Origin of the sequence: Synechococcus sp. ROS8604 (genome assembly GCF_014279655.1) — a bacterium.
Classification (GTDB): domain Bacteria; phylum Cyanobacteriota; class Cyanobacteriia; order PCC-6307; family Cyanobiaceae; genus Synechococcus_C.
This window is the reverse complement of record NZ_CP047946.1, coordinates 766887-787689: the sequence shown is the minus strand read 5'-3', so window position 1 is coordinate 787689 and position 20803 is coordinate 766887. Positions and strand designations below refer to the sequence as shown.

20 protein-coding genes, 1 tRNA gene and 1 other RNA gene are annotated in these 20803 nt (G+C 56.3%); 14 read left to right on the top strand and 8 right to left on the bottom strand.

Going from position 1 to position 20803, the window contains the following annotated elements; genetic code table 11:
• Nucleotides 1–50 precede the first annotated feature (50 nt).
• On the bottom strand, nucleotides 51–1307 hold the full coding sequence (locus SynROS8604_RS04180) for an amidohydrolase family protein (RefSeq protein ID WP_186545247.1): 1257 nt from the start codon (nucleotides 1305–1307) through the stop codon (nucleotides 51–53).
• Nucleotides 1304–1690, bottom strand: coding sequence for a DUF4359 domain-containing protein (locus tag SynROS8604_RS04175; protein WP_186545246.1), 387 nt, complete (start codon nucleotides 1688–1690; stop codon nucleotides 1304–1306). Before SynROS8604_RS04175 ends, SynROS8604_RS04180 begins: the two co-directional genes overlap by 4 nt.
• A gap of 83 nt (nucleotides 1691–1773) precedes the next feature.
• On the opposite strand from SynROS8604_RS04175, the gene SynROS8604_RS04170 reads away from it, so the two are divergent.
• Nucleotides 1774–1846, top strand: a tRNA-His gene (locus SynROS8604_RS04170).
• A gap of 1 nt (nucleotide 1847) precedes the next feature.
• Here SynROS8604_RS04170 and SynROS8604_RS04165 read toward each other — a convergent pair.
• Nucleotides 1848–2927, bottom strand: a complete 1080-nt coding sequence (locus SynROS8604_RS04165; protein WP_186545245.1) for a DUF1611 domain-containing protein — start codon at nucleotides 2925–2927, stop codon at nucleotides 1848–1850.
• Between the two features lie 149 nt (nucleotides 2928–3076).
• Complete coding sequence (locus tag SynROS8604_RS04160; protein WP_186545244.1) at nucleotides 3077–4153, bottom strand: enolase C-terminal domain-like protein; 1077 nt, start codon at nucleotides 4151–4153, stop codon at nucleotides 3077–3079.
• A 184-nt stretch (nucleotides 4154–4337) separates the two neighbouring features.
• On the opposite strand from SynROS8604_RS04160, the gene miaB reads away from it, so the two are divergent.
• The 5 genes from miaB to ftsZ all read left to right on the top strand — a co-directional run bounded on the left by miaB (nucleotide 4338) and on the right by ftsZ (nucleotide 9307).
• Nucleotides 4338–5669 (top strand): tRNA (N6-isopentenyl adenosine(37)-C2)-methylthiotransferase MiaB, encoded by a 1332-nt coding sequence (gene miaB / locus SynROS8604_RS04155; RefSeq protein ID WP_255445279.1) that lies wholly within the window; start codon nucleotides 4338–4340, stop codon nucleotides 5667–5669.
• A gap of 38 nt (nucleotides 5670–5707) precedes the next feature.
• Nucleotides 5708–6769 carry a D-alanine--D-alanine ligase family protein gene (locus SynROS8604_RS04150; protein ID WP_186545243.1) on the top strand — a complete coding sequence of 354 codons (1062 nt, stop codon included), beginning with the start codon at nucleotides 5708–5710 and terminating at the stop codon, nucleotides 6767–6769.
• A 19-nt stretch (nucleotides 6770–6788) separates the two neighbouring features.
• On the top strand, nucleotides 6789–7199 hold the full coding sequence (locus SynROS8604_RS04145) for a hypothetical protein (RefSeq protein ID WP_186545242.1): 411 nt from the start codon (nucleotides 6789–6791) through the stop codon (nucleotides 7197–7199).
• Entirely contained in the window at nucleotides 7196–8047 is an 852-nt protein-coding gene (locus SynROS8604_RS04140; RefSeq protein WP_186545241.1) for a cell division protein FtsQ/DivIB, read from the top strand. Before SynROS8604_RS04145 ends, SynROS8604_RS04140 begins: the two co-directional genes overlap by 4 nt.
• Before the next feature lie 129 nt (nucleotides 8048–8176).
• Entirely contained in the window at nucleotides 8177–9307 is a 1131-nt protein-coding gene (ftsZ, locus tag SynROS8604_RS04135) for a cell division protein FtsZ (RefSeq protein ID WP_186545792.1), read from the top strand.
• Nucleotides 9308–9312: 5 nt separating this feature from the next.
• On the opposite strand, the gene ffs is transcribed toward ftsZ, so the two are convergent.
• An RNA gene (gene ffs / locus SynROS8604_RS04130) (signal recognition particle sRNA small type) lies at nucleotides 9313–9409 on the bottom strand.
• A gap of 43 nt (nucleotides 9410–9452) precedes the next feature.
• On the opposite strand from ffs, the gene panB reads away from it, so the two are divergent.
• The gene (gene panB, locus SynROS8604_RS04125; RefSeq protein ID WP_186545240.1) at nucleotides 9453–10271 is read left to right on the top strand and encodes a 3-methyl-2-oxobutanoate hydroxymethyltransferase; all 819 of its coding nucleotides are present in this window, start codon (nucleotides 9453–9455) and stop codon (nucleotides 10269–10271) included.
• Here panB and hemW read toward each other — a convergent pair.
• Nucleotides 10192–11442 (bottom strand): radical SAM family heme chaperone HemW, encoded by a 1251-nt coding sequence (gene hemW / locus SynROS8604_RS04120; protein WP_186545239.1) that lies wholly within the window; start codon nucleotides 11440–11442, stop codon nucleotides 10192–10194. The two genes, panB and hemW, sit on opposite strands and share 80 nt — an antisense overlap.
• A gap of 71 nt (nucleotides 11443–11513) precedes the next feature.
• On the opposite strand from hemW, the gene SynROS8604_RS04115 reads away from it, so the two are divergent.
• The 6 genes from SynROS8604_RS04115 (at nucleotide 11514) to cbiB (ending at nucleotide 18914) form a co-directional block, all read left to right on the top strand.
• Complete coding sequence (locus SynROS8604_RS04115; protein ID WP_006854630.1) at nucleotides 11514–12662, top strand: PIN/TRAM domain-containing protein; 1149 nt, start codon at nucleotides 11514–11516, stop codon at nucleotides 12660–12662.
• 39 nt (nucleotides 12663–12701) lie between these two features.
• Entirely contained in the window at nucleotides 12702–13367 is a 666-nt protein-coding gene (locus SynROS8604_RS04110) for an ATP-dependent Clp protease proteolytic subunit (RefSeq protein WP_038014693.1), read from the top strand.
• Nucleotides 13368–13473: 106 nt separating this feature from the next.
• Nucleotides 13474–14076 (top strand): ATP-dependent Clp protease proteolytic subunit, encoded by a 603-nt coding sequence (locus tag SynROS8604_RS04105; RefSeq protein WP_186545238.1) that lies wholly within the window; start codon nucleotides 13474–13476, stop codon nucleotides 14074–14076.
• A 92-nt stretch (nucleotides 14077–14168) separates the two neighbouring features.
• Entirely contained in the window at nucleotides 14169–16886 is a 2718-nt protein-coding gene (locus tag SynROS8604_RS04100; protein WP_186545237.1) for a DUF1254 domain-containing protein, read from the top strand.
• A gap of 40 nt (nucleotides 16887–16926) precedes the next feature.
• Nucleotides 16927–17922: a ketol-acid reductoisomerase gene (ilvC, locus tag SynROS8604_RS04095; RefSeq protein WP_186545236.1), complete on the top strand. Its 996-nt coding sequence runs from the start codon at nucleotides 16927–16929 to the stop codon at nucleotides 17920–17922.
• Between the two features lie 17 nt (nucleotides 17923–17939).
• Entirely contained in the window at nucleotides 17940–18914 is a 975-nt protein-coding gene (gene cbiB, locus SynROS8604_RS04090) for an adenosylcobinamide-phosphate synthase CbiB (protein ID WP_186545235.1), read from the top strand.
• On the opposite strand, the gene SynROS8604_RS04085 is transcribed toward cbiB, so the two are convergent.
• Nucleotides 18908–19666, bottom strand: a complete 759-nt coding sequence (locus tag SynROS8604_RS04085) for a sugar transferase (RefSeq protein ID WP_186545234.1) — start codon at nucleotides 19664–19666, stop codon at nucleotides 18908–18910. The two genes, cbiB and SynROS8604_RS04085, sit on opposite strands and share 7 nt — an antisense overlap.
• A 214-nt stretch (nucleotides 19667–19880) precedes the next feature.
• Here SynROS8604_RS04085 and SynROS8604_RS04080 point away from each other — a divergent pair, with 214 nt between their 5' ends.
• Nucleotides 19881–20138 carry a hypothetical protein gene (locus tag SynROS8604_RS04080; RefSeq protein WP_006854636.1) on the top strand — a complete coding sequence of 86 codons (258 nt, stop codon included), beginning with the start codon at nucleotides 19881–19883 and terminating at the stop codon, nucleotides 20136–20138.
• Nucleotides 20139–20368: 230 nt separating this feature from the next.
• Here SynROS8604_RS04080 and SynROS8604_RS04075 read toward each other — a convergent pair whose 3' ends face one another.
• Nucleotides 20369–20761 carry a hypothetical protein gene (locus tag SynROS8604_RS04075; RefSeq protein WP_186545233.1) on the bottom strand — a complete coding sequence of 131 codons (393 nt, stop codon included), beginning with the start codon at nucleotides 20759–20761 and terminating at the stop codon, nucleotides 20369–20371.
• Between the last annotated feature and the right edge of the window lie 42 nt (nucleotides 20762–20803).

Here is a 20803-nt window from a genome sequence, read left to right as displayed (position 1 = left end):
AAACCGTTGTGGTGAACGGGGATGAAAGGGGGTGAAGGTCGTCCTTAGCTTTAATCCTGCACCCACACCCCACGCACCAACAGCCGGCGCTGCGGAGGTGCCGCCAAGGCTTCCGCCCAGCTTTGAACGGAGAGCTGCATCGCATCAGCAGGGGCACCCGCCCGGATCACCCCATCCCACTCCATCTGCATCAATCGGGCCGCCGCCGTTGTGAAGGGCGAAAGCCCCAAGCGCTCCCAAGGCGCCAGCTGGGCCTGGGCCAAGCTCGCTGCGATCAACGCCAAAGGGTCAAAGTTGCCAGCCGGGAACCATGGATCCTGCACGTTGTCACCGCCGACAGCCACACACACACCCGCCCGCTGCAACTGACGAATCGGAGCCAAGGGTCGCCGCAGAGGCGTCGCGAAATCCTGCCGACCCAGTAACCAGCCATTGGTTAGGGGGAGAGCCACCACTTGAACGTTGTGATGTGCCATCCGTTCAGCAAGCCGCTGCAAGACAGGGGCTCTTAGGAGCGACAGGCTGCTGGCATGGCTACAGGTGATCGGCACGGAAACGGTCGTCCGCTTGAGCACGCGCATCAGTTGAAACAAGCCGGCAGCAGGCTCAGAACTGGCTTCATCGATATGCAAATCCACCCCGCATCCATGCCGATCAGCAAGCGCCAAAAGGTTGCGGAGCGCCTGGCGAGGCGCACGCCCCGAGCAGGGGGGGCTGATCACACCACCCAGCAACCCACCGGCCGCAGCCACCCGAGCCGCCAGCTGTCGTCCTTCTTTGCTGCCCCAATGCTCGACCGGAACCAGCGCCACCGGCTGAACCATGACCCGATCTTGCCAACGAGAAGCACCCTCAAGAATGGCGTCCCAGCTGCACGCAGCTCCAGGCCCAAGGCTGTCGATATGGGTGCGCACAGCGCGCAGACCATGGCGCCAAACCAATGACATGGCGTGCTCAAAGCGCTCTTGAACCACCTCCAGAGTTCGGCTCTGATGTTCTCTGAGATTGGCCGCCATCGCTCCGGCGTAGGTGCCCCTGAGGTTGGGGTAGCCGCTCCAGCTGAACGCTTTATCAAGATGTGCATGCGGTTCCAACAGACGGGGAAGCAACATCCCCTCCGGTTCCGCTGCCCCGTCAACAAGCGGCTGCACTTGCACAATCCGTCCGTCACGCCAGAACACCTGCACAGCACATAGGCCATCGGCGCGCGTGATCGGCGCTGGCGTCCCAACGCCCTCATGATCCAGTTCGACCAATCCCCTTGGAATCCAGGCACGGAGCGTGCCATCTCCAAAACGAGGAATCATTCGATCTTGCCGTCGTCACTGCTGGATTGAAGGATGACAAATTGCCCGGCGATTGCGAGGGTCGTGACCGAATACTCAGGAAGTCGCAAGGCGGGGAGTAAGTCCTGTCCACCAAGCTCGGTGGTGTAGATGCTGGCCAGGCCAAGGTTGAGACGACGGCTGAATTGACCCGCAAGCTCCGCCAACGCAGGCTCCTGATCACGAATCAAGCGGGGGCAATCTTTAACCCAAAGCTGCAGCACCATCGGCAGTGCACCGCCACATAACTCGTCGCTGATCACGGAGACGAGTTGAGCTCCTGCATAGCTCTTGAACTCTTCTGAGGAGGGGTTGGATAGGGCGAGTGCCACGCCAGAAGCGGCGAATGCCAGTACGGCGGCCACTGCATTGGCCGATGGCTTGCGGAAAGGGCCGATGAGCGTCTCCAGAAGGGTTTGGGTGAATTGGTAGATTCTTACCTGACACGGCGGGTGTCGCCAAGTGGTTAAGGCAGCGGCTTGTGGTGCCGCCATCCGGGGGTTCGAATCCCCTCATCCGCCCTCAACGATTAAGGAAGACCTTGAGAAGGCCGTCTGCACGATTGCGGATGGGGTCATCACAGGGAAGCCCTAGAGCGTCTTGACAAGACTCGATCGATCTCTGCGCCTCCTCTGGCGATAACTCAGCTGTGTTGAGAGCAACGGCTTGGACTTTCGGTGGGGGGCCTGAGCCTTGCGGGCGGGCGACCGCCGCCAACGACTCACAAAGGCTGATGCACTCCTTCAACGGGGGCAGGAGCACCTCAGGCAAACGCCCGATCGTGGACTGACACGCCCGATGCACCATCAGCAACGCCGTTGGCTGACTGCCGCGCATCAAGGGAAGCGTGGCACTCGAGCCGGGGTGACAGAGGGAACCTTGCCCTTCCACCACCAACAAATCCTGTGCTGACAACCCCAACCCGGCTTCAAGAACAGCCGCTTCAACCGCACCGGCCGCATAGTCCACCCGCACCGCATCTAAAGGCACACCGCGACCGCTGATCAAAATTCCAGCCTGACCGGTTCCCACAAAACGGCACTCCAGCGTCTGGCGTTCTGCCGCCGCTTGAAGGGCCAAACAGGCACTCATCTTTCCCACCGCCATATCGGTTCCCACGGCTAAAACGCGCTGGCAGGAAAGCGCGGCAGCGCGTGCCTGACCCACCTGCACGCTGGGGGGCTCCTGGCGTAAATCCCAGATCCATTGGCCGGCATGACAGGCCGCCTTGAAGTCCGGATCCTCTGCCAACTGCGTGTGCAAACCACTGGCCAGGCTTAACCCGGCCTGCAGCGCGGCCAAGGCATCCCGTCGCACCGGGCCGGGCAACACTCCACCGGAGGGAGCCAAGCCCACCACGGCAACCGCGGGGCCATAAGGCAAGGCCGCAGCCAGGTCGCCCACAATCGGCACCTTGCGCGCAATCCCTGTGATCTTTTCAAGGGAACCGTTGGCATGGTCAGGGTCAATGACCGCTGCGATCGGCCCCCGTCGATGGCGCAACATGGCAAGGCCTGTCTTGCCGGTGAGGGACGACAGACCACCGTGCTGAAGAAGCAGCACAGGCAACTGTTCAAACCCCTCAGGACAGTGCTGATTCACGCCAATTCCGTTGCCATGACGACCAGAGTTGAGCAGAACAAAGCTGCCAACTCTTGCTTAAGCCTTTAGCAAGACTTTGCAGCAACAACGCACAAGTGAGGGGTTTAAAACGCGGCTTTAAGAACAGGTATAAGAGGACGTGCTTGTTGTCATGAGGCGCGGCTGATCCCCAACCCAGCCGCCGCTGGCGCTCGCAGTTGATCTCCTACGAGATCGAGCCCCTGATAGGGGTCATCCACAAGATTGAGATGGCTGTCGAGATCGGGCCAGCGGATCAAGGGCAGCAGCTGGGCGGCCGCCCCATTGAGCAAGACGCTGTCGGAATAACAGCCAATCATCAGATTCAGATCCAAGCGCTGAGCCACCTGAGCCATCAACCACGCCTCACTGAGCCCGCCACTTTTCAGCAACTTGAGATTCACCCCATCCACGTGGGGGGCAAGGCGCAACAAATCCTGTAAATCCCAACAGCTTTCATCGGCCACAAGGGCCATGGCGCAATGGGGCTTGAGCGCCGCAAAAGCAGCCGTATCTCGATCGGGATCGAGCAAGGCCGCCATCGGCTGCTCCAGCAACACCACCCCTGCCTGGTGCAGGGATGTCTGCATCGCCTTTGCCTGATCAAGACTCCAGCCCCCGTTGGCATCCACTTGAAGCTCCATCGGCTGCTGCTGCTGTTGGGCCTGCTCCTGCAGGGCCTGGGCCACGGCCTCCAACAACGCTCGATCGTGATCGCAGCCATCAGCACTGCCAAGTTTGAGCTTGATGCGTGTTGCAGGTAGCTGCCGCCACCAACGCTGAAGGCGGCTGAGAACGGCATCGACCGAACCAAGCCCCAAGGTCACGCTGGTGGCCACAGGGCGATGGCCATCGAGACCGAACAGGCGCCAAACCGGTTGTTCGAGCCGTTGGCCCCACCAATCCCAAAGGGCGAGATCCACCGCACAACGAGCCGGGGGCGACAACGGCTGCAGCAAAGGAGCGAGTTGCTGGCGATCAGCAGGGTCCACATCGCCCAGTTTTGGCAGCAAAGCCTCAAGCTCCAAGGCCAGCTGATCGGTGCTGAAGGCCCGATGCCCCGTATCAAATCCCCCCGTTTCGCCGCGGCCGCTATAGCCATCCATGCTGAAGGTGAGCTCGAGGTGCTCCACCTGGGCAGTGGTTCCGCGGCTAATCGCGAGAGGTACCGCTTTTGTGAGAGAAAAGCGCCGAAGAGACCAGCCCATCGCCCGAATACGCCAATCCCCAAGCTGGCACAAGCTGGCCGTGGCCCACACTAAAAGAAGATTTCACCGTCGTCGGTCTCCAGGATCGCCACCCGCTTTGGCCCTCTCCAGTCCCGTCAACCCCAGTCTTGCCAAGACCCCTGCATCCTCCACTCGGGACGAGCAGCAACGCGGCAGCTACTGGATCACCACGTTTGGCTGCCAGATGAACAAGGCCGATTCGGAGCGGATGGCAGGAATCCTGGAAACCATGGGCTACCAGGAAGCCGATGCTGAACTCGACGCTGATCTCGTTCTGTACAACACCTGCACCATTCGCGACAACGCCGAACAGAAGGTTTACAGCTACTTAGGTCGTCAAGCCATCCGCAAGCGGACCAATCCGAATCTCACCTTGATCGTGGCTGGCTGCGTCGCGCAACAAGAGGGCGAATCCCTACTGCGCCGAGTGCCAGAGCTGGATTTGGTCATGGGACCCCAGCATGCCAACCGCCTCGAGACCCTGCTCACACAAGTCGAGGCTGGACAACAGGTGGTCGCGACGGAAGACCATCACATCCTCGAAGACATCACCACTGCCCGCCGGGACAGCAACATCTGCGGCTGGGTCAACGTGATCTACGGCTGCAACGAGCGTTGCACCTACTGCGTGGTGCCTTCCGTGCGCGGCAAAGAACAATCGCGGCTGCCCCAGGCCATCAAGCTGGAGATGGTGGGCTTGGCCGCGCGTGGGTTCAAAGAGATCACCCTGCTCGGCCAAAACATCGATGCCTATGGCCGCGATCTACCGGGCATCACCGCCGAGGGCCGTCGCCAACACACCCTCACGGATCTCCTCTACCAGGTGCACGACGTGGAGGGCATCGAACGCCTGCGCTTTGCCACGAGCCACCCGAGATATTTCACCGAGCGCTTGATTGATGCCTGCGCTGAATTGCCGAAAGTATGCGAACACTTTCATATCCCCTTCCAAAGCGGTGATAACGAGCTTCTAAAAGCCATGGCCCGGGGGTACACCGTTGAGCGTTACCGGCGCATCATTGATCGCATTCGCGATCGCATGCCCGATGCCGCCATCAGTGCGGATGTGATCGTGGCGTTCCCCGGAGAAACCGATGCGCAATACAGACGCACCCTGGCGTTAATTGAAGAGATTGGCTTCGACCAAGTGAACACAGCCGCCTATTCACCAAGGCCCAACACACCAGCGGCGGACTGGAAAAACCAGCTCTCGGAAGACGTCAAAGTGGCACGCCTACAAGAGATCAATGCGCTTGTGGAATCCACGGCAAAAGAGCGGAACGCTCGCTACGCCGGTCGGATCGAGCAAGTGCTGGCCGAGGGAATCAATCCCAAAGATCCCAGCCAACTGATGGGGCGGACGCGCACCAACAGGCTGACCTTTTTCTCCGCTGAATCCGCCAATGGCATCACGCATCGTGCAGGAGATCTGGTTGATGTCCGCATCGATCAAGTTCGCTCGTTCTCCCTCACTGGCACACCGGTGAGCAACTGATACCTTTCGGGTTCATGTCTTGAATGAACAGCCACACCATGCCCTCGTCTCCCCTTCGCATTGGTGTGGTGTTCGGAGGAGCATCCGGTGAGCATGCCGTGTCGATTCGCTCGGCCATCACGGTGATCAACGCCCTTCAAGCGGGGGGCAATCGAGATCGCTTTGAGGTGGTTCCGCTGTACATCGATCAGGCGGGACGGTGGTGGCCCGAGCGCATTGCCCTCAGCGTTCTTGAGCAAAAGCAAGCACCTGCAGAGGAAAGCCTTCCCCAGCCCCTACCGCCAGCGGGCTTCCGTTCCCTGCCGATCGACAACGATCGCGTGGATGTTTGGTACCCGGTGCTGCATGGTCCCAATGGAGAAGACGGCACCGTGCAAGGGTTATTCACCCTGATGGGGCAGCCCTATGTGGGCTCCGGCGTGCTCGGTTCAGCCGTTGGAATGGACAAACTGGCGATGAAAGCCGCTTTCGCCGCCGCAGGCCTCCCCCAAGTCCCCTATGTGGGTCTGAACGCTGCAGACCTCCATCACTCTGAACAACAAAACAAACTGGTCGCCAGGATCGAAGCGGAATTGGGATATCCGTGTTTTGTCAAACCAGCAAACATGGGCTCATCGGTAGGGATCAGCAAAGCCCGTGATCGAGACCAACTGCTTGAAGGCTTGCGGGAAGCGGCACGCCATGACAGCCGACTCGTCGTGGAGCGTGGCGTCTCCGCTCGCGAGTTGGAATGCGCCGTCCTCGGACGGCAACAGCTCAAGGCTTCCGTTGTGGGTGAAATCAGCTTTGAGGCCGATTGGTATGACTACGACACCAAATACACCGTGGGCTGCAGCCAAACGTTGATTCCAGCCCCACTTCCCGACCAGGTGAGCGCTCAAATACAAGCGATTGCCCTGCAAGCCTGTACGGCTGTTCACGCCTATGGCTTGGCAAGGGTGGATGTTTTTTACGACGAACAAACAGGTGAGGTCTGGCTCAACGAGATCAACACCCTGCCTGGATTCACCTCCCAAAGCATGTATCCCATGCTTTGGGAGGCCAGTGGTGTCGCTTTACCCGACCTAGTGGCCCAGCTGGTCCACACGGCGCGAGAATGAATCAACATCCAGACAAGCGATGATTGAAGGTCTGCTCTGGCTTCCGCTGCTCGTCGCCTTTGTGTTGCTTGTAGCACTGGGGTGGCTGGAGCGCCGTCGTCAAAATCTGTTCCGAACCTGGAGCGAAGGGTCGGAGTTGGCCAAACTCGATGGCTGCGGCGCAGCACTTCTCAAGGATGGAAAACTGCGCTGGAGCAGCTTCAGTGCTGGATCTTTTCAAGAGGAGGGGCACTTTGTGATCAAGGGCCTTGAACTAGTCGAACTCATGGCCTTGGCATCAGGGGAGGCCCCGCTGGCCAGCGAATCGCAAGGTCGCTGCCGTCTCAGGCTGATCGGGGATGGTCGTCAGCTCGACGTGCCCTTTGCGGATGCCGATCGTGCCCGACGTTGGATGGATCAGCTCATGTCTCGTGCACGCTGCGACTTGTGAGCACAGACGCTTCCAGTAAGAAGGGCCGCAAGCTCGGCAAACGCAATGGCCAAGGCCCCCTTCCCCCTGGCGTGAAACGGCGTCGAAGGCTGAGTCAGGAGCGCAGGCAAGAACGCCTGATTCAATTGTGGAGACTTGTTTTTTTTCTCCTCACCGCCACGGGATTGAGTTGGTTATTGCTGACCCTGGGCTGGAGCCTGCGATCCGCTACGCAAATCCAGATCAGTGGAAGCGCGCGCATAAACGAAAACGTGGTGATGAAGGCTGCAGGCCTCTCCTTTCCTCAATCACTGCTGAGCCTTGAGCCGCGTCAGATCGAGACCAAATTGATGCAGAAGCTTCCCGTGCAGGGGGTTTCCGTTCAGCGGCGTCTTCTCCCTCCAGGCCTCGACATCCAACTCGTTGAACGCCGACCCATCGCGGCTGCCACCCGCGTGGGGCCCGATGGAATCGAGCGGGGAATGGTGGATCGCGAGGCTCAGTGGATTCCGATAGATTTAGTCAGGAAAGGGAAAAAGCCTGCAAGCGCTGTGAAAGTCGAAGGCTGGATTTCCAATCGACGGGCCGTCATCGCCCGCATCCTTCAACAACGAGACCAACTCGGTCGACCACTGAAAGCAATTGTTGTAGAACCCGCCGGTGGGGTCAGTTTGCGCTTTGAGACCTTTGGCCTTGTTTATCTCGGCGCCAATGACGCTCTCTTAGATCAGCAATTCAAAACGATTGCCCAACTCACGCAAAGCCTTCCTCCCAGCCTGGTCGGCGTTTCAAGCGAAGGGCTGGATCTCAGTGACCCAAGCCAACCTGAACTGAAGTTACGGCCCAAGCCCAAAAAAGCAGCTCCGTAAAAAGTCTGCAATCGTTGACCTGATCGGGCCAAAAACGATGGTGACAATCAAGTTCCTGTATCTCTTTTGTCGGCAAAAGCGATACACAGCCCCATAATGCAATCGACTGCAGCGGTTCAAGCTCGGATAATGGAGATTGTGAGCAGTGAGATGTCCTCAGCCATGAATCCAGAGGGCATCTCGCCTAGCCAATCAGCCCGCATCGAAGTGATCGGTGTTGGAGGGGGTGGCAGCAACGCTGTTAATCGCATGATTTTGAGCGATCTCGAAGGGGTTGCTTACCGGGTCTTAAACACCGATGCACAAGCGCTGATTCAATCGGCTGCTGACAACCGGGTCCAGCTGGGCCAAGCCCTTACCCGCGGTCTTGGAGCGGGAGGAAATCCAAGCATTGGCCAAAAAGCGGCGGAAGAGTCACGCGCTGATCTGCAACAGGCCCTTCAGGGTGCAGATCTGGTCTTCATCGCTGCAGGGATGGGTGGAGGCACCGGAACTGGGGCGGCTCCGGTGGTTGCAGAAGTTGCCAAAGAAAGCGGTGCTCTCACCGTTGGCATCGTCACGAAACCCTTCAGTTTCGAAGGTCGCCGCAGGATGCGTCAGGCCGATGAAGGCATCGCCCGCCTGGCACAACACGTGGACACCTTGATCGTGATTCCCAACGATCGGCTTCGCGATGCCATCGCTGGAGCACCTCTTCAGGAAGCGTTCCGCAGCGCCGATGACGTTCTGCGCATGGGAGTGAAGGGAATCAGCGACATCATTACCCTCCCTGGCCTTGTCAATGTTGACTTCGCTGACGTTCGCTCCGTCATGACCGAAGCCGGCACCGCCCTACTCGGGATCGGTGTGGGCTCAGGCCGATCACGGGCAGTTGAAGCGGCACAAACCGCGATTAATAGCCCCTTGCTCGAGGCCGCGCGCATCGATGGTGCCAATGGCTGCGTGATCAACATCAGCGGTGGCCGGGACATGACCCTGGAGGACATGACCACCGCATCTGAGGTGATTTACGACGTCGTGGATCCAGAAGCCAACATCATTGTTGGTGCTGTGGTGGATGAACGCCTCGAGGGAGAGATCCACGTAACCGTGATTGCCACAGGCTTTGAAGACGGCAACCCTTACCGCTCAGAGCGCAGCACGCTTCGCCCCGCTGTTTCAGCCTTCGAGCCCAGTACACCGACCAACGTCGCCCCTGAAAGCGGTGCACGGATCCCCGATTTCCTCAGGCAGCGCCAACAACGCCAGAGTGACAGCTAGAAGTTGGTGACCCGGAGTCCACGCCTGCCCAGAGCATCCCGTGTGGCTGCTCCCTTCCGGTTCTGACCAGGTTTGGGCGTCTGGACCGCATGGATCCGAATCGATGTCATGTTAGCAATGAACCTCCTTCACGGAGGAAGGGCGGATGCGACCAGCTGAATTGATTCGCTTCAAGCAATCAGGGAGAGCGATCACGATGCTCACCGCCTGGGATGGCCTCAGTGCTGCCCTGGTGGAAGAAGCCGGCGCCGACGTGGTCTTGGTGGGTGATTCGCTTGCGATGGTGGTTCTAGGCCATGCCACCACCCTTCCAGTCACACTGGAACAGATGCTGCATCACAGCCAGGCCGTATGCCGCGGTCTGAGCAAACCTCTTGCCGAGCGCCCGCTCGTGGTGTGCGATCTGCCATTTCTGAGTTATCAGTGCGGCCTCGATCGCGCCGTCGCCGCTGCAGGCACCATCCTCAAAGAGTCGGATGCCGCCGCCGTCAAGCTTGAAGGCGGCGAACCAGAGGTGGTTGCCGTTGTCGATCGCCTCGTGCGCATGGGCATCCCCGTCATGGGCCATCTCGGACTCACGCCTCAGGCGGTGCATCGACTCGGCTACCGGCGTCAAGCCATCGATCCGCGCAGCCAGGACAAACTGCACCGCCAAGCACAAGCTCTAGAGGACGCCGGTTGTTTTTCACTGGTGGTAGAGCATGTCCCCTCCGAACTCGCCGGTCGGTTGCGACGCAACTTGTCGATCCCGGTGATCGGCATCGGCGCCGGATCCGATTGCGACGGACAAGTCAGCGTGACCGCGGACCTGCTGGGACTGACGCCAAGCCAACCACCGTTCAGCCCAGCCCGGATGCAAGGCCGTGAACTCAGCATCAGTGCTCTCAAAAGCTGGCTGACGGAGCAACGGGATCAGGGAGCAACTCCCACCACTCCACCACCTCCACAAGCACCTGATTGCTAACGGCCATTCCCTCGGGATCGCTGAGGCGCCAACGGCGGCCATAACGTTCCATCATGCCGCTGGCTAAGAAGGGTTGCCAGCGTGCTTCTAGGGCAGGCAAATCACGGCTGCAGCGACGTTCGTTCCAGCCGCAGCGTCCCGCAAGCTCCCACAGGTTGACGCCTTCGTGGCAACGCAGCCCCACCAGCAGCCGATCGTCCAGTGGCAAGCTCTCGGCTGACCCTCGAATCAAACTCGAATCCAGTTTTTGACCCTGCTCTTTCAGCCAGGAGGCATAGGCCTCTCGGGTTCGAGGACGGGCCATCCGCTCCCCCCAGGGAGCACTGGTTGCGCCTAGTCCAAAGGCCCACCATCCCGCACCACTCCAGTACACGCGGTTATGCCTGGAGGCATGCCCTGGCCTAGCGAAATTTGAGATTTCATAGCGGCAGTAACCGGCGCGGCGCAACCTACGGGTGGTGAAGGCGATCCGGTCGGCGGCAGCATCTTCCTCAGGGATCGCCAGCTCGCCTCGCTTCTCGCGCCAAGCAAACACCGTGCCTGGCTCCAAGCTGAGGTCGTAGATCGATAGGTGGGGGGCCTGCAGAACAACGGCCTGCTCCAGCTGCCCCTCCCATTCCTGATCCCCTTGGTCTGGAAGGTTTCGGATCAGATCCAAGCTCCAGCTCTGCAGTCCACCAGCCTGCAAACACTCTTGGAGCCAATGGCAGGCCTCAAGCAGATCCTTTCGGCGATGTCGGCGCCCCAGGGCCGCGAGCCTGACATCGTCAAAACTTTGCCCTCCCAAACTCACGCGGGTCACGCCAGCATCAACCAGGGCGTGCAGATCCCTGCGCTCAAACGTGGCTGGATCCATCTCAAGGGTGATTTCAGCACCGTCCTGGAAGCCGAAGCGGCCTCTGAGCTGCTGCAGCAACGCTGCAAGTTGATCGGGCCTCAACAGGGATGGCGTACCACCGCCGACATACACGGTGGCCAGTGGAGGCGCTGGGGGAGAGAGGTGGATCTCTGCTCTGAGCTGCGCCAGGTAGGTCTCGATCGAACCGCTACCAGACCCTCCATCCGCATCAGCCCGATCCCCGAGGGGCACCACCGCGAAGTCGCAATAAAAACAACGCCGATGGCAAAAAGGAATATGTAAATAGGCGCTGCGAGGTGCAGATGCGGTCATCTGCGCAGGCAGAGCGACGGAAGATGATGCATGCTGCCTTCATACGGAGTGAACGGCCACGACCGATTGCCATGGTTGAAGTTCTCATCCTGGTCCTATTTCTGATCTCCGGTGGAGCCACCGGCTGGATGGGAGTTCATCTCCTTCCACAAGAGATGCTGGACGATGTCACCGATGTCCAACGGGTGCGCCTCGGGCTCACCGGCCTTGGCACGGCCATAGGCCTCGTAGCAGGCCTTGTTTTTAAGCGGCTGCGGCTGCAACTGATGCAGCAGGTGCGCACGATGCCCACCGATTTGTTGATCAGTCGATCGGTGGGACTGATTCTTGGTTTGCTGGTCGCCAACCTGTTGCTAGCGCCGATCCTGCTGCTCCCACTCGCCGGTGGCGTAACGCTGGTCAAACCGCTGGCTGCGGTGCTCAGCAATGTGTTTTTTGGCGTTCTGGGATACAACCTCGCCGAGGTGCACGGACGCACGCTTCTGCGCCTGTTCAACCCCACCAGCACGGAAGCGCTGCTGGTCGCAGACGGTGTGCTCACCCCTGCCACCCCGAAGATCCTCGATACGAGCGTGATCATTGATGGGCGAATCCGCGGCATGTTGGCCTGCGGTTTGCTGGAAGGTCAGGCCATCGTTGCTCAAACGGTGATCGACGAGATGCAGCAATTGGCCGACTCCACCAACTTGGAGAAGCGAGCCAAGGGACGTCGTGGCCTGAAACTTCTGCGCGATCTACGCGACACCTACGGCCGTCGACTGGTGATCAACAGCACGCGTTATGAAGGCACGGGCACCGACGATCGCCTTCTCCTGCTCGCAGGCGACACGGGCGGCACGCTTGTGACCGCCGACTTCAACCTGGCCCAGGTCGCCGAAGTGAAGGAGATCAAGGTGATGAATCTGAGCGAATTGGTGATCGCCCTACGCCCTGAGGTGCAGCCCGGCGATGAGCTGTTGCTCAAAATCGTGCGCGAAGGCAAAGAGGAGAGTCAGGGAGTGGGCTACCTCGAAGACGGAACGATGGTGGTGGTTGAGGAGGGCCGGAGCTTGATCGGATCCCGTCAACCCGTTGTGGTGACCGGTGCACTGCAGACCCCAACAGGGCGCATGGTGTTTGCTCGCCGTGACAAAAACGGTGCGCGAAACAACCGCAGCAGCAAGAGCAGCAAGGGCAAGGCTGCACGCACGGACAGCGCTGAGGAGCAGCCATCCTCGTGACCCCGCTAGGCTCCCTCCACGACAGGGATGCTCAGAGGAATGACCACATCAGCGCCTTATTACGGCGATTCAGGCGTGATGCGCACACCCCCGCCTGACCTGCCCTCTTTGATGCTCAAAGAGCGGATTGTGTATCTGGGCCTTCCGCTGTTTTCAGACGGAGACACCAAGCGTCAGCTCGGCTTGGACGTGACCGAGCTGATCATTGCCCAGCTCCTCTTTTTGGAGTTCGACAACCCAGACAAGCCGATTTACTTCTATATCAACTCCACGGGTACAAGTTGGTATTCGGGCGAGTCGATTGGCTTCGAGACAGAAGCCTTTGCCATCTGCGACACGCTTCGCTATGTGAAGCCACCGGTTCACACGATTTGCATCGGTCAGGCGATGGGAACGGCTGCCGTCATCCTTTCCGCGGGTACCAAAGGGCAAAGGGCGGCGCTACCCCATGCCTCGATCGTTTTGCATCAGCCCCGCAGCGGCGCACGCGGCCAGGCCACGGACATTCAGATCCGCGCCAAAGAGGTGCTGCATAACAAGCGGGCCATGCTCGAAATTCTTTCGACCAACACCGGTCGCAGTGTGGAAGAACTCTCCGCCGATTCAGACAGAATGAGTTATCTCACCCCTCAAGAAGCCGTGTCCTACGGCCTGATTGACAGGGTTCTCGATAGCCGCAAGGACCTGCCTGCAGCGGTGGGTTAAGGACCCATCCAGCATCAACCCGCGTGTTATTGAAAACACAACGCTGTTGAACCAGCCGTGGTTGTCTAAACAGACCATTTTTTTACTTCAACCCTTCCTAGGACCCATGCCGATTGGTACCCCCAGCGCTCCCTACCGCCTCCCCGGCAGCCAAATGGAGCGCTGGGTAGACATCTACACCCGTCTTGGCGTTGAGAGGATTTTGTTCCTCGGCTCTGATGTGAATGACGGGGTTGCGAACAGTCTCGTTGCCCAGATGCTGTATCTCGATTCCGAAGACAGCAGCAAGCCCATCTACCTGTACATCAACTCCCCAGGTGGATCGGTCACCGCTGGCTTGGCGATCTACGACACCATGCAATACGTGAAGAGTGACGTCGTCACCATCTGCGTCGGGCTGGCCGCATCGATGGGTGCCTTTTTGTTGACGGCAGGCACGAAAGGCAAGCGCCTGGCCTTGCCGCATAGCCGGATCATGATCCACCAGCCTCTGGGGGGAACGGCGCAGCGACAGGCGAGCGATATCGAAATCGAAGCCAGGGAAATCTTGCGGATGAAGGAAATGCTCAACCGCTCCATGGCCGATATGACAGGGCAGAGTTTTGAAAAAATCGAAAAAGACACCGACAGGGACTATTTCCTGAGTGCGGAAGAGGCCAAGGATTACGGCTTGATCGATCGGGTGATTTCCCACCCCAACGAAGCCTGAAGGAAAAGGCAGCATGCTATGTAGGGGAATCACAACATTTGCCCTACAACTCGGTCATATAGCTATAAGCAAGATTAGCACCTTAAAACATCATGAATTCAATAGGTTTCTTTGAAAATTATATTTTTAATGACAATAGTGGTTTAGATACAACGTCTCTTGTTCACGATTATTTTCTTGAGATTTTTGGAGAATCTCCGTCGGGACTTCTGAGTTCCAGCGACTTATCTATCTTTGACGCTACCTTGCATGCAGTGATATGGGGATACCCACCAGAGGAAACATATCGATTAAGCAATTTAGACACAGTTGAACAAGCCCCTGTTAATCAAATTTTTAAACCCGCCAATGTAGCTAGTTGGCTCAATAAAAATTCTGCACCAGCGCCAGACGCCTCAGTCCTTTATATCAACGCATGGCTCGACCTAAGCGCAGAAGATTTAATCTTACAAACACCAACAAACGATAACGATAATTATTACATCATATCAATTTTAGATAGTTTTATCGGTACAGTCGGATCAATCGGCCCAAGAACCCAGAACAATTCTGAACTCAGTCAGGGTGCTTACTATCTTCTAGCAGGTCCTTCTAGCATCTACTACAACAGTCCCGACTGGACTACAACGATTAACGACAAAATAGTCAATATCATCAAAGTTGATACACCCATAGCCTGGATGACTGGCAGGTTTGGCACCGATGTCATGAGCGCCACCTCGCTCCAGAAAACTCGGGAGTTTATCAATGGAGATCCCAGTGAGAGTGGAAGCGGATTTCAAATCGGAACTTTAACTGAATTTGAGAATTCTGGTTCTATTGCATATCAAGATCCAATTGACCAAAGTATTATAAACGAAAAAGCGGAAGATGAATTTGGCGATCTCCCTACTCTCGTCACTGATTTCTTCAATTCACTAGGCCAGTCAATACAGAATAGCCCGATACCTGAATTACGAACGACTGATGTTGCATCACCAGTTCCAAGTTTTGCGGCGTGGCTTGGGAACCAAAACCAGATTCAACAGACACCCAATTCAGATAGTTACCTGCCAGACAGCGCTTATCAACCGAGCTCAGCACTCTCAGACGACCAAAAAAAACTTCTCAATGATAGATTTTCAAGCATAGGACTCAATGTCGAATCAGGCTTTTCCCTTCCAACAAACTGGGGAGAGCGTGAAGCATTTATTTTCCAAAAGGCATATGAATTTAGCCAACAACTTCTTAGCGCTGCGACATTTGAAATCGCAAAAGGCAAGTCGGAAACCAATAATTGGAATATCAAAAACCTCAACGTTGGAGTATATCCCAATTCTCCAGAGAACAACCCAAACCTCATTGATTGGAAAAGCTTGATTCTTCGTGCAGGCGTAGCAGTGGACGGGGGTGCCGCAAATATTCCAGACGATGCCGTTTACCCAACAAGTCAACTTGATAGCGAGGGGAATCCTTTAACCTCAAGATACAATTATTCAATCACTCTTCCGCCCCTCACCAATCAAGACAATAAAATCATCTATGGGCCTGCTGAAGGATTCTGGGCTTACACAATTTATCAGCCCAACGAGGGCAATACTTTTCAACCCTTCTTGATACAGAATTCCATATCAAACAATTTTTACACACCCTTAAACGCCACAGCCAAACTGACTGAAGAAGGTTGGCTAAAAACAACAAAACCTGGAAATTGGAGTAACGCAAACGCCATCGGAACAGCCATTTACACAGGGGAAATTGTATCGATCAGCGAATTAAGTCCCCTGACGACCTATTATATTTCGGAGATTCAATACATTCCAAATAACAAAAAAGAAATCCTTTTCAAATTATCTGAAGAATATAATCCTGATTTCAACTGGGATGGAAGAATCGATGGAGTAAAAGGTGTTCCAGTTGGTGGAGAAGGATCTCCAGGAAAGACAATCAATCTTACAGAATCAGGAGAGACACTTAACTTTGGCTTTACGAATCCAGTCTCTCAACTTGGTCAGGCACAGCTGGATTCTTTCGTTCTTAACGAAAACGAAGATATCGTATTGCAGTTCCAGCAATTTCAGCCAACAAACTCGAGCAACTGGCTGCCTACACCCAGCGAGGGGTTCGTAAAGGAAGCCTATGAATTTCAATTAATGGGGCGTTATTACAATCCGACAACTGCAGATGAGAAAACTATTTTAGCTGCATCTGAACCAGAACTTTATTTACCACCCAAAATCGAACGAGGGGCACTCGCTCGCCTTGCACCTTGGTCAGATCTCAGTCAATCCTCCAAAAACCTTGTAAAAGAAAAAACAGGTTCTGAAATCGTCAATCCACTCAATCAGAAGGATCCATATAACCCAAATGCGATTGGCGCTGTGCTTGATATGCGATGGAGTAACGGAAAGCTAGAGGGAACTACGTGGGCACTGAAATATGAATACACACGTTCCGCTGATTCCTTCAACAAATTATTTTTCTATGAAGTTGATGATATAACAGGGCAAATAGGAACATTTCTCCCTGGTGACGCCAACTATATAGATTCAGCTTTAATGAATACCATCAACGAAGACGATCCCATTATCAATCAAATCAACAATTCAACGGTATCCGGAGAACTAGAACTAGAAGGTGGGAAAATCTACATGGCGCTAGTCTTTACAGAACAAGGCCAATATCTCATCCCCAATTCTCAAGAAACTTTCGACTATACCCACTTTAAGGTCAACAATCCAAAATCATTCTCATTTGAGGATCAAATGGGCGGAGGCGATAACGATCACAACGACGGAATTTTCAAATTGGCAGAGCTCTCACCGTTGTAGATCTAAGCTAGAAAATCCCCTACAAACATCACTAGTCTGGATGGCCGAGCTTTTCTACGACTCCGACGCTGATCTCTCACTGCTGAGCGGCAAGACGGTAGCCATCATCGGTTATGGATCTCAGGGTCATGCCCATGCCCTCAACCTCAAAGACAGTGGCGTCAATGTGGTTGTTGGTCTTTATGACGGCAGCCGCTCAGCCGAGAAAGCCAAAGCCGACGGCCTCGAAGTCTTGAGCGTGGCGGATGCTTCTGCTAAGGCCGACTGGATCATGGTGCTGCTACCCGATGAGTTCCAGAAAGAGGTCTACGAGAAAGAAATCGCCCCACATCTCAGTGAAGGCAAGGTTTTAAGTTTCGCGCACGGCTTCAACATTCGCTTTGAGTTGATCAAGCCACCCGCAAACGTGGATGTGTTGATGATCGCTCCCAAAGGACCCGGTCACACCGTGCGCTGGGAGTATCAGAACGGTCAGGGTGTTCCAGCCCTCTTCGCGATCGAACAGGACGCTTCAGGGAACGCTCGCGGCCTGGCTATGGCCTACGCCAAAGGCATCGGCGGCACGCGCGCGGGCATCCTCGAAACCAATTTTAAGGAAGAGACCGAAACCGACCTCTTTGGTGAACAGGCCGTTCTCTGCGGCGGTCTCTCAGAGCTGGTCAAAGCCGGCTTTGAAACCCTTGTGGAAGCCGGTTATCAGCCAGAGCTCGCCTATTTCGAGTGCCTGCACGAAGTGAAGTTGATCGTTGACTTGATGGTGAAGGGTGGTCTGTCCTCCATGCGCGACTCCATCTCCAATACGGCGGAATACGGCGACTACGTCAGTGGCCCTCGCCTGATCACCGCCGACACCAAAGCGGAGATGCAAAGGATCCTTTCCGACATCCAAGACGGAACCTTTGCCAAGAACTTCGTTGCGGAATGCGCAGCCGGCAAGCCCGAAATGAACAAAGTTCGCGCGCGTGATGCCGAGCATCCCATCGAGAAAGTTGGCAAGGGGCTGCGCTCGATGTTCAGCTGGCTCAAGACGGCCTGAGCGATCCCTTTCTGCTGGTGATCGTCGCCGCAGGCCTTGACCTGCTGGTCGGCGATCCCCGCTGGAGCCCTCATCCAGTGGTCGCCATGGGGCGCGTGATCACTGGACTTCGCCACTGGGTCGAACGCTGGGCCGGAGACCGGCCCTTTCCACTGCGCGCCGGTGGGGCCCTGATCACGCTGGTTTTGGTGGTGGGCAGCGGCGAAACGGGCTGGCTGCTCGAGCGTCTGCTGTTGCCGCAGTCTCCGTTGCCCCATCCCTTGGCGACGGTGTTGCTGGTTCTTGCCCTGGCGAGTGCTCTGGCAGCTCGCAGCCTTCACGACAGCGTGCTGGCCGTCCTTCAGGCCCTCCCCGACCTCCCCTCGGCCAGGGATCGCCTCAGTTGGATTGTGGGCCGTGATGTGAGCCAATTGGATCAAGACGACATCCTCCGGGCCAGCGCGGAAACAGCCAGTGAAAATTCAGTGGATGGACTGTTTGCCCCGCTGTTTTGGATGTTGATCGGAGCTGGCCTCTGGCAGGCGGGCTTCAGCCAAGGTCCAGGCCCCCTGGCCTTGGCGTGGGCGTTCAAAGCCAGCAGCACCCTGGATTCCATGCTTGGGTACAAGCATGGACGCTTGCGCTGGCTCGGGACTGCTGGGGCCAGGCTCGACGACCTATTGACCTGGTTGCCCTGCCGGTTGGTGCTGATCACGCTTCCGCTTGTGAGCTTGCCCTGGACCCAGTGGCCAACAACAGTGCGAGTCTCCGCGGCCGATGGGAGACCTGATCCCTCCCCCAACGCAGGACTCTCAGAATCAATTTTTGCCCATTGCGCCGATGTGCAGATGGGAGGGCTCAATCGCTACGGCAACACTTGGATCAGCAAACCAGTGCTTTCTGCCCAATCGGGCAAGGCCACGGCTGAAGGCGTGCGCAAGCTGCTGAACCTAAGCCTCAAACTTGAAGCGTCCTGGTTGGTGGCGGCAGCTGGCTGGTCGTTGCTTCAGTAGGCACCACGGTCCATGGGAAGCAGAAGCACTCCAAACGTGCGCAGGATGATCGCCAAATCAAGAAAAAAAGAGCGGCCTCTCGAATAGGCCAAATCAAGCCTCACCCGCTTTGGGTAGCTGAGATTGTTCCGGCCACTCACCTGCCACAACCCCGTTAAGCCAGGCCGCACAGCCAAAACTTCGTCCATAAAGGGGCCATAGCGCACAATTTCTTTATCAACAATCGGCCGTGGACCGACCACACTCATCTCACCACGCAAGACATTGAGAAACTGAGGGAGTTCATCCAGGCTGGAACGCCTTAAGAAACGGCCGATCGGAGTGATGCGAGGGTCTTGGCGGAGCTTGAAATCTCGCTCAAATTCAGCACGCATTTCCGGTGACTCAGCCAACACGCGTTGCAAAACAGCATCGGCATCCGCGCGCATGGTGCGGAACTTGATGCAACCAAACCGGCGGTATCGACGACCAACGCGCTTCTGCACGTAAAAAACAGGGCCGGGCGAACTCAGGCTCACCAAGGCGGCGATCAACAAAAAAGCTGGTGATCCAAGTCCTAAAGCCAGCAACGAGAAAGCAATATCACCACTGCGCTTGAGTGAGCGTCCAAACCGGCTCTGCTTACGAACCAGTGCCACGGATGTGAGCACCGAGGGAGGGGCTGACAACAACTCGAGATGCCGCTTCGTCGCACGCCGGCTCAGGCTGGATCCACCGGCCTGGAGCGACGATCGACGCAGACTGACTTGCACCAAGTGACCCTTGAGTCTCAACCTACTGAACCGCAACAGGACACAACCAAAAGGGTGAAAGGGCCACTCACCGCAACGGCACAGGAACAACTGCTGCCTCCCGACCTGCGAAGCAGCGAGCCGAAACCAGCAGATAACAGCATTTGCTGACAGAAACAGGTCAAGAAGTCTCTCAGCCAATTGCAGCCAAGAGCAAGAATTCCGAAGCTGGGGCATGACTTCCACCGACACATCCATCAGCGCCCTTCTCGAAGAAGCTCTCCAAGAACCCACGATTGGAGACACAGGGAGCTTTCGGTGGCACGCCACCGCGATTGGAATCGCGGCGCTGTGGATCGACGCGTCACCGCCTTCCACTCCACCGTTTGAGAAGGCTTTAAAGGAAGGATTGGAGATTGGCTTGGATCTAAGCCGAGAAGAACGTGAATTTCATCAAGTCAGTGAAGGGCTTGTTCTTCTCTTTCACTCCTAATTTCCTCATCAAGCAAAAAATAATCAAGACAACCCTGCCCAAAGCACACCAGCAATCAAATCACTTGAACAAACATCTGCTCACCGTTGCTAAATACTGGCTTGGAGGCTTCACGGCTTTTATGCTTCTGTTTTACGCGATCATTTCCATCAAATAACAAAACCATTGGCCAGCACCCATCCATAGAAATCAAAGCGCATCTCAATCACTGAAATCAAATCCTTGAAAGATTACTTGCTTTTTAATATTGCGCCATTCCAAAGGGGATGCGACAAGATCGCCATTAATTCATCGAGAAGCCTCGCCTGAGCTTCGCTTGTCCATCCACGATCGATGACCTGAATCAAATATTCATGCTGGACACCATCACCACGCTGGCGAGAGCAAACGATGACGACATCATCATAAGAAATTGGAAAATCAGCCGTTAAAACATGCCCAAGAATACCTTCTGAGATGAATAATAAAAAATCACATACAACCTGGCTCAAATACTCCTCTCCCTCAGCAAGATCTCCGCAGGCAATCATCTGCTCTTTCGTCTGTGGGGTGTAAGTGACAAACGAAAAGAAGAATGGGGCAGTCGTTTTATGCAAATACAGACCTTTGAATGGTCGATCCATCTTCACTACGCCTTGAATGGCAATTTCTCTTCAGTCCTTAGA

Excerpts from the sequence above, each read along its gene's own strand:
- ilvC (WP_186545236.1), top strand. The coding sequence starts at position 16,927 with ATGGCCGAGCTTTTCTACGACTCCGACGCTGATCTCTCACTGCTGAGC.
- SynROS8604_RS04100 (WP_186545237.1), top strand. The coding sequence starts at position 14,169 with ATGAATTCAATAGGTTTCTTTGAAAATTATATTTTTAATGACAATAGT.
- ftsZ (WP_186545792.1), top strand. The coding sequence starts at position 8,177 with ATGGAGATTGTGAGCAGTGAGATGTCCTCAGCCATGAATCCAGAGGGC.
- SynROS8604_RS04110 (WP_038014693.1), top strand. The coding sequence starts at position 12,702 with ATGACCACATCAGCGCCTTATTACGGCGATTCAGGCGTGATGCGCACA.
- SynROS8604_RS04160 (WP_186545244.1), bottom strand. The coding sequence starts at position 4,153 with ATGGGCTGGTCTCTTCGGCGCTTTTCTCTCACAAAAGCGGTACCTCTC.
- SynROS8604_RS04180 (WP_186545247.1), bottom strand. The coding sequence starts at position 1,307 with ATGATTCCTCGTTTTGGAGATGGCACGCTCCGTGCCTGGATTCCAAGG.
- SynROS8604_RS04115 (WP_006854630.1), top strand. The coding sequence starts at position 11,514 with ATGGTTGAAGTTCTCATCCTGGTCCTATTTCTGATCTCCGGTGGAGCC.
- SynROS8604_RS04080 (WP_006854636.1), top strand. The coding sequence starts at position 19,881 with ATGACTTCCACCGACACATCCATCAGCGCCCTTCTCGAAGAAGCTCTC.
- SynROS8604_RS04075 (WP_186545233.1), bottom strand. The coding sequence starts at position 20,761 with ATGGATCGACCATTCAAAGGTCTGTATTTGCATAAAACGACTGCCCCA.
- SynROS8604_RS04105 (WP_186545238.1), top strand. The coding sequence starts at position 13,474 with ATGCCGATTGGTACCCCCAGCGCTCCCTACCGCCTCCCCGGCAGCCAA.
- panB (WP_186545240.1), top strand. The coding sequence starts at position 9,453 with ATGCGACCAGCTGAATTGATTCGCTTCAAGCAATCAGGGAGAGCGATC.
- SynROS8604_RS04145 (WP_186545242.1), top strand. The coding sequence starts at position 6,789 with ATGATTGAAGGTCTGCTCTGGCTTCCGCTGCTCGTCGCCTTTGTGTTG.
- SynROS8604_RS04150 (WP_186545243.1), top strand. The coding sequence starts at position 5,708 with ATGCCCTCGTCTCCCCTTCGCATTGGTGTGGTGTTCGGAGGAGCATCC.
- hemW (WP_186545239.1), bottom strand. The coding sequence starts at position 11,442 with ATGACCGCATCTGCACCTCGCAGCGCCTATTTACATATTCCTTTTTGC.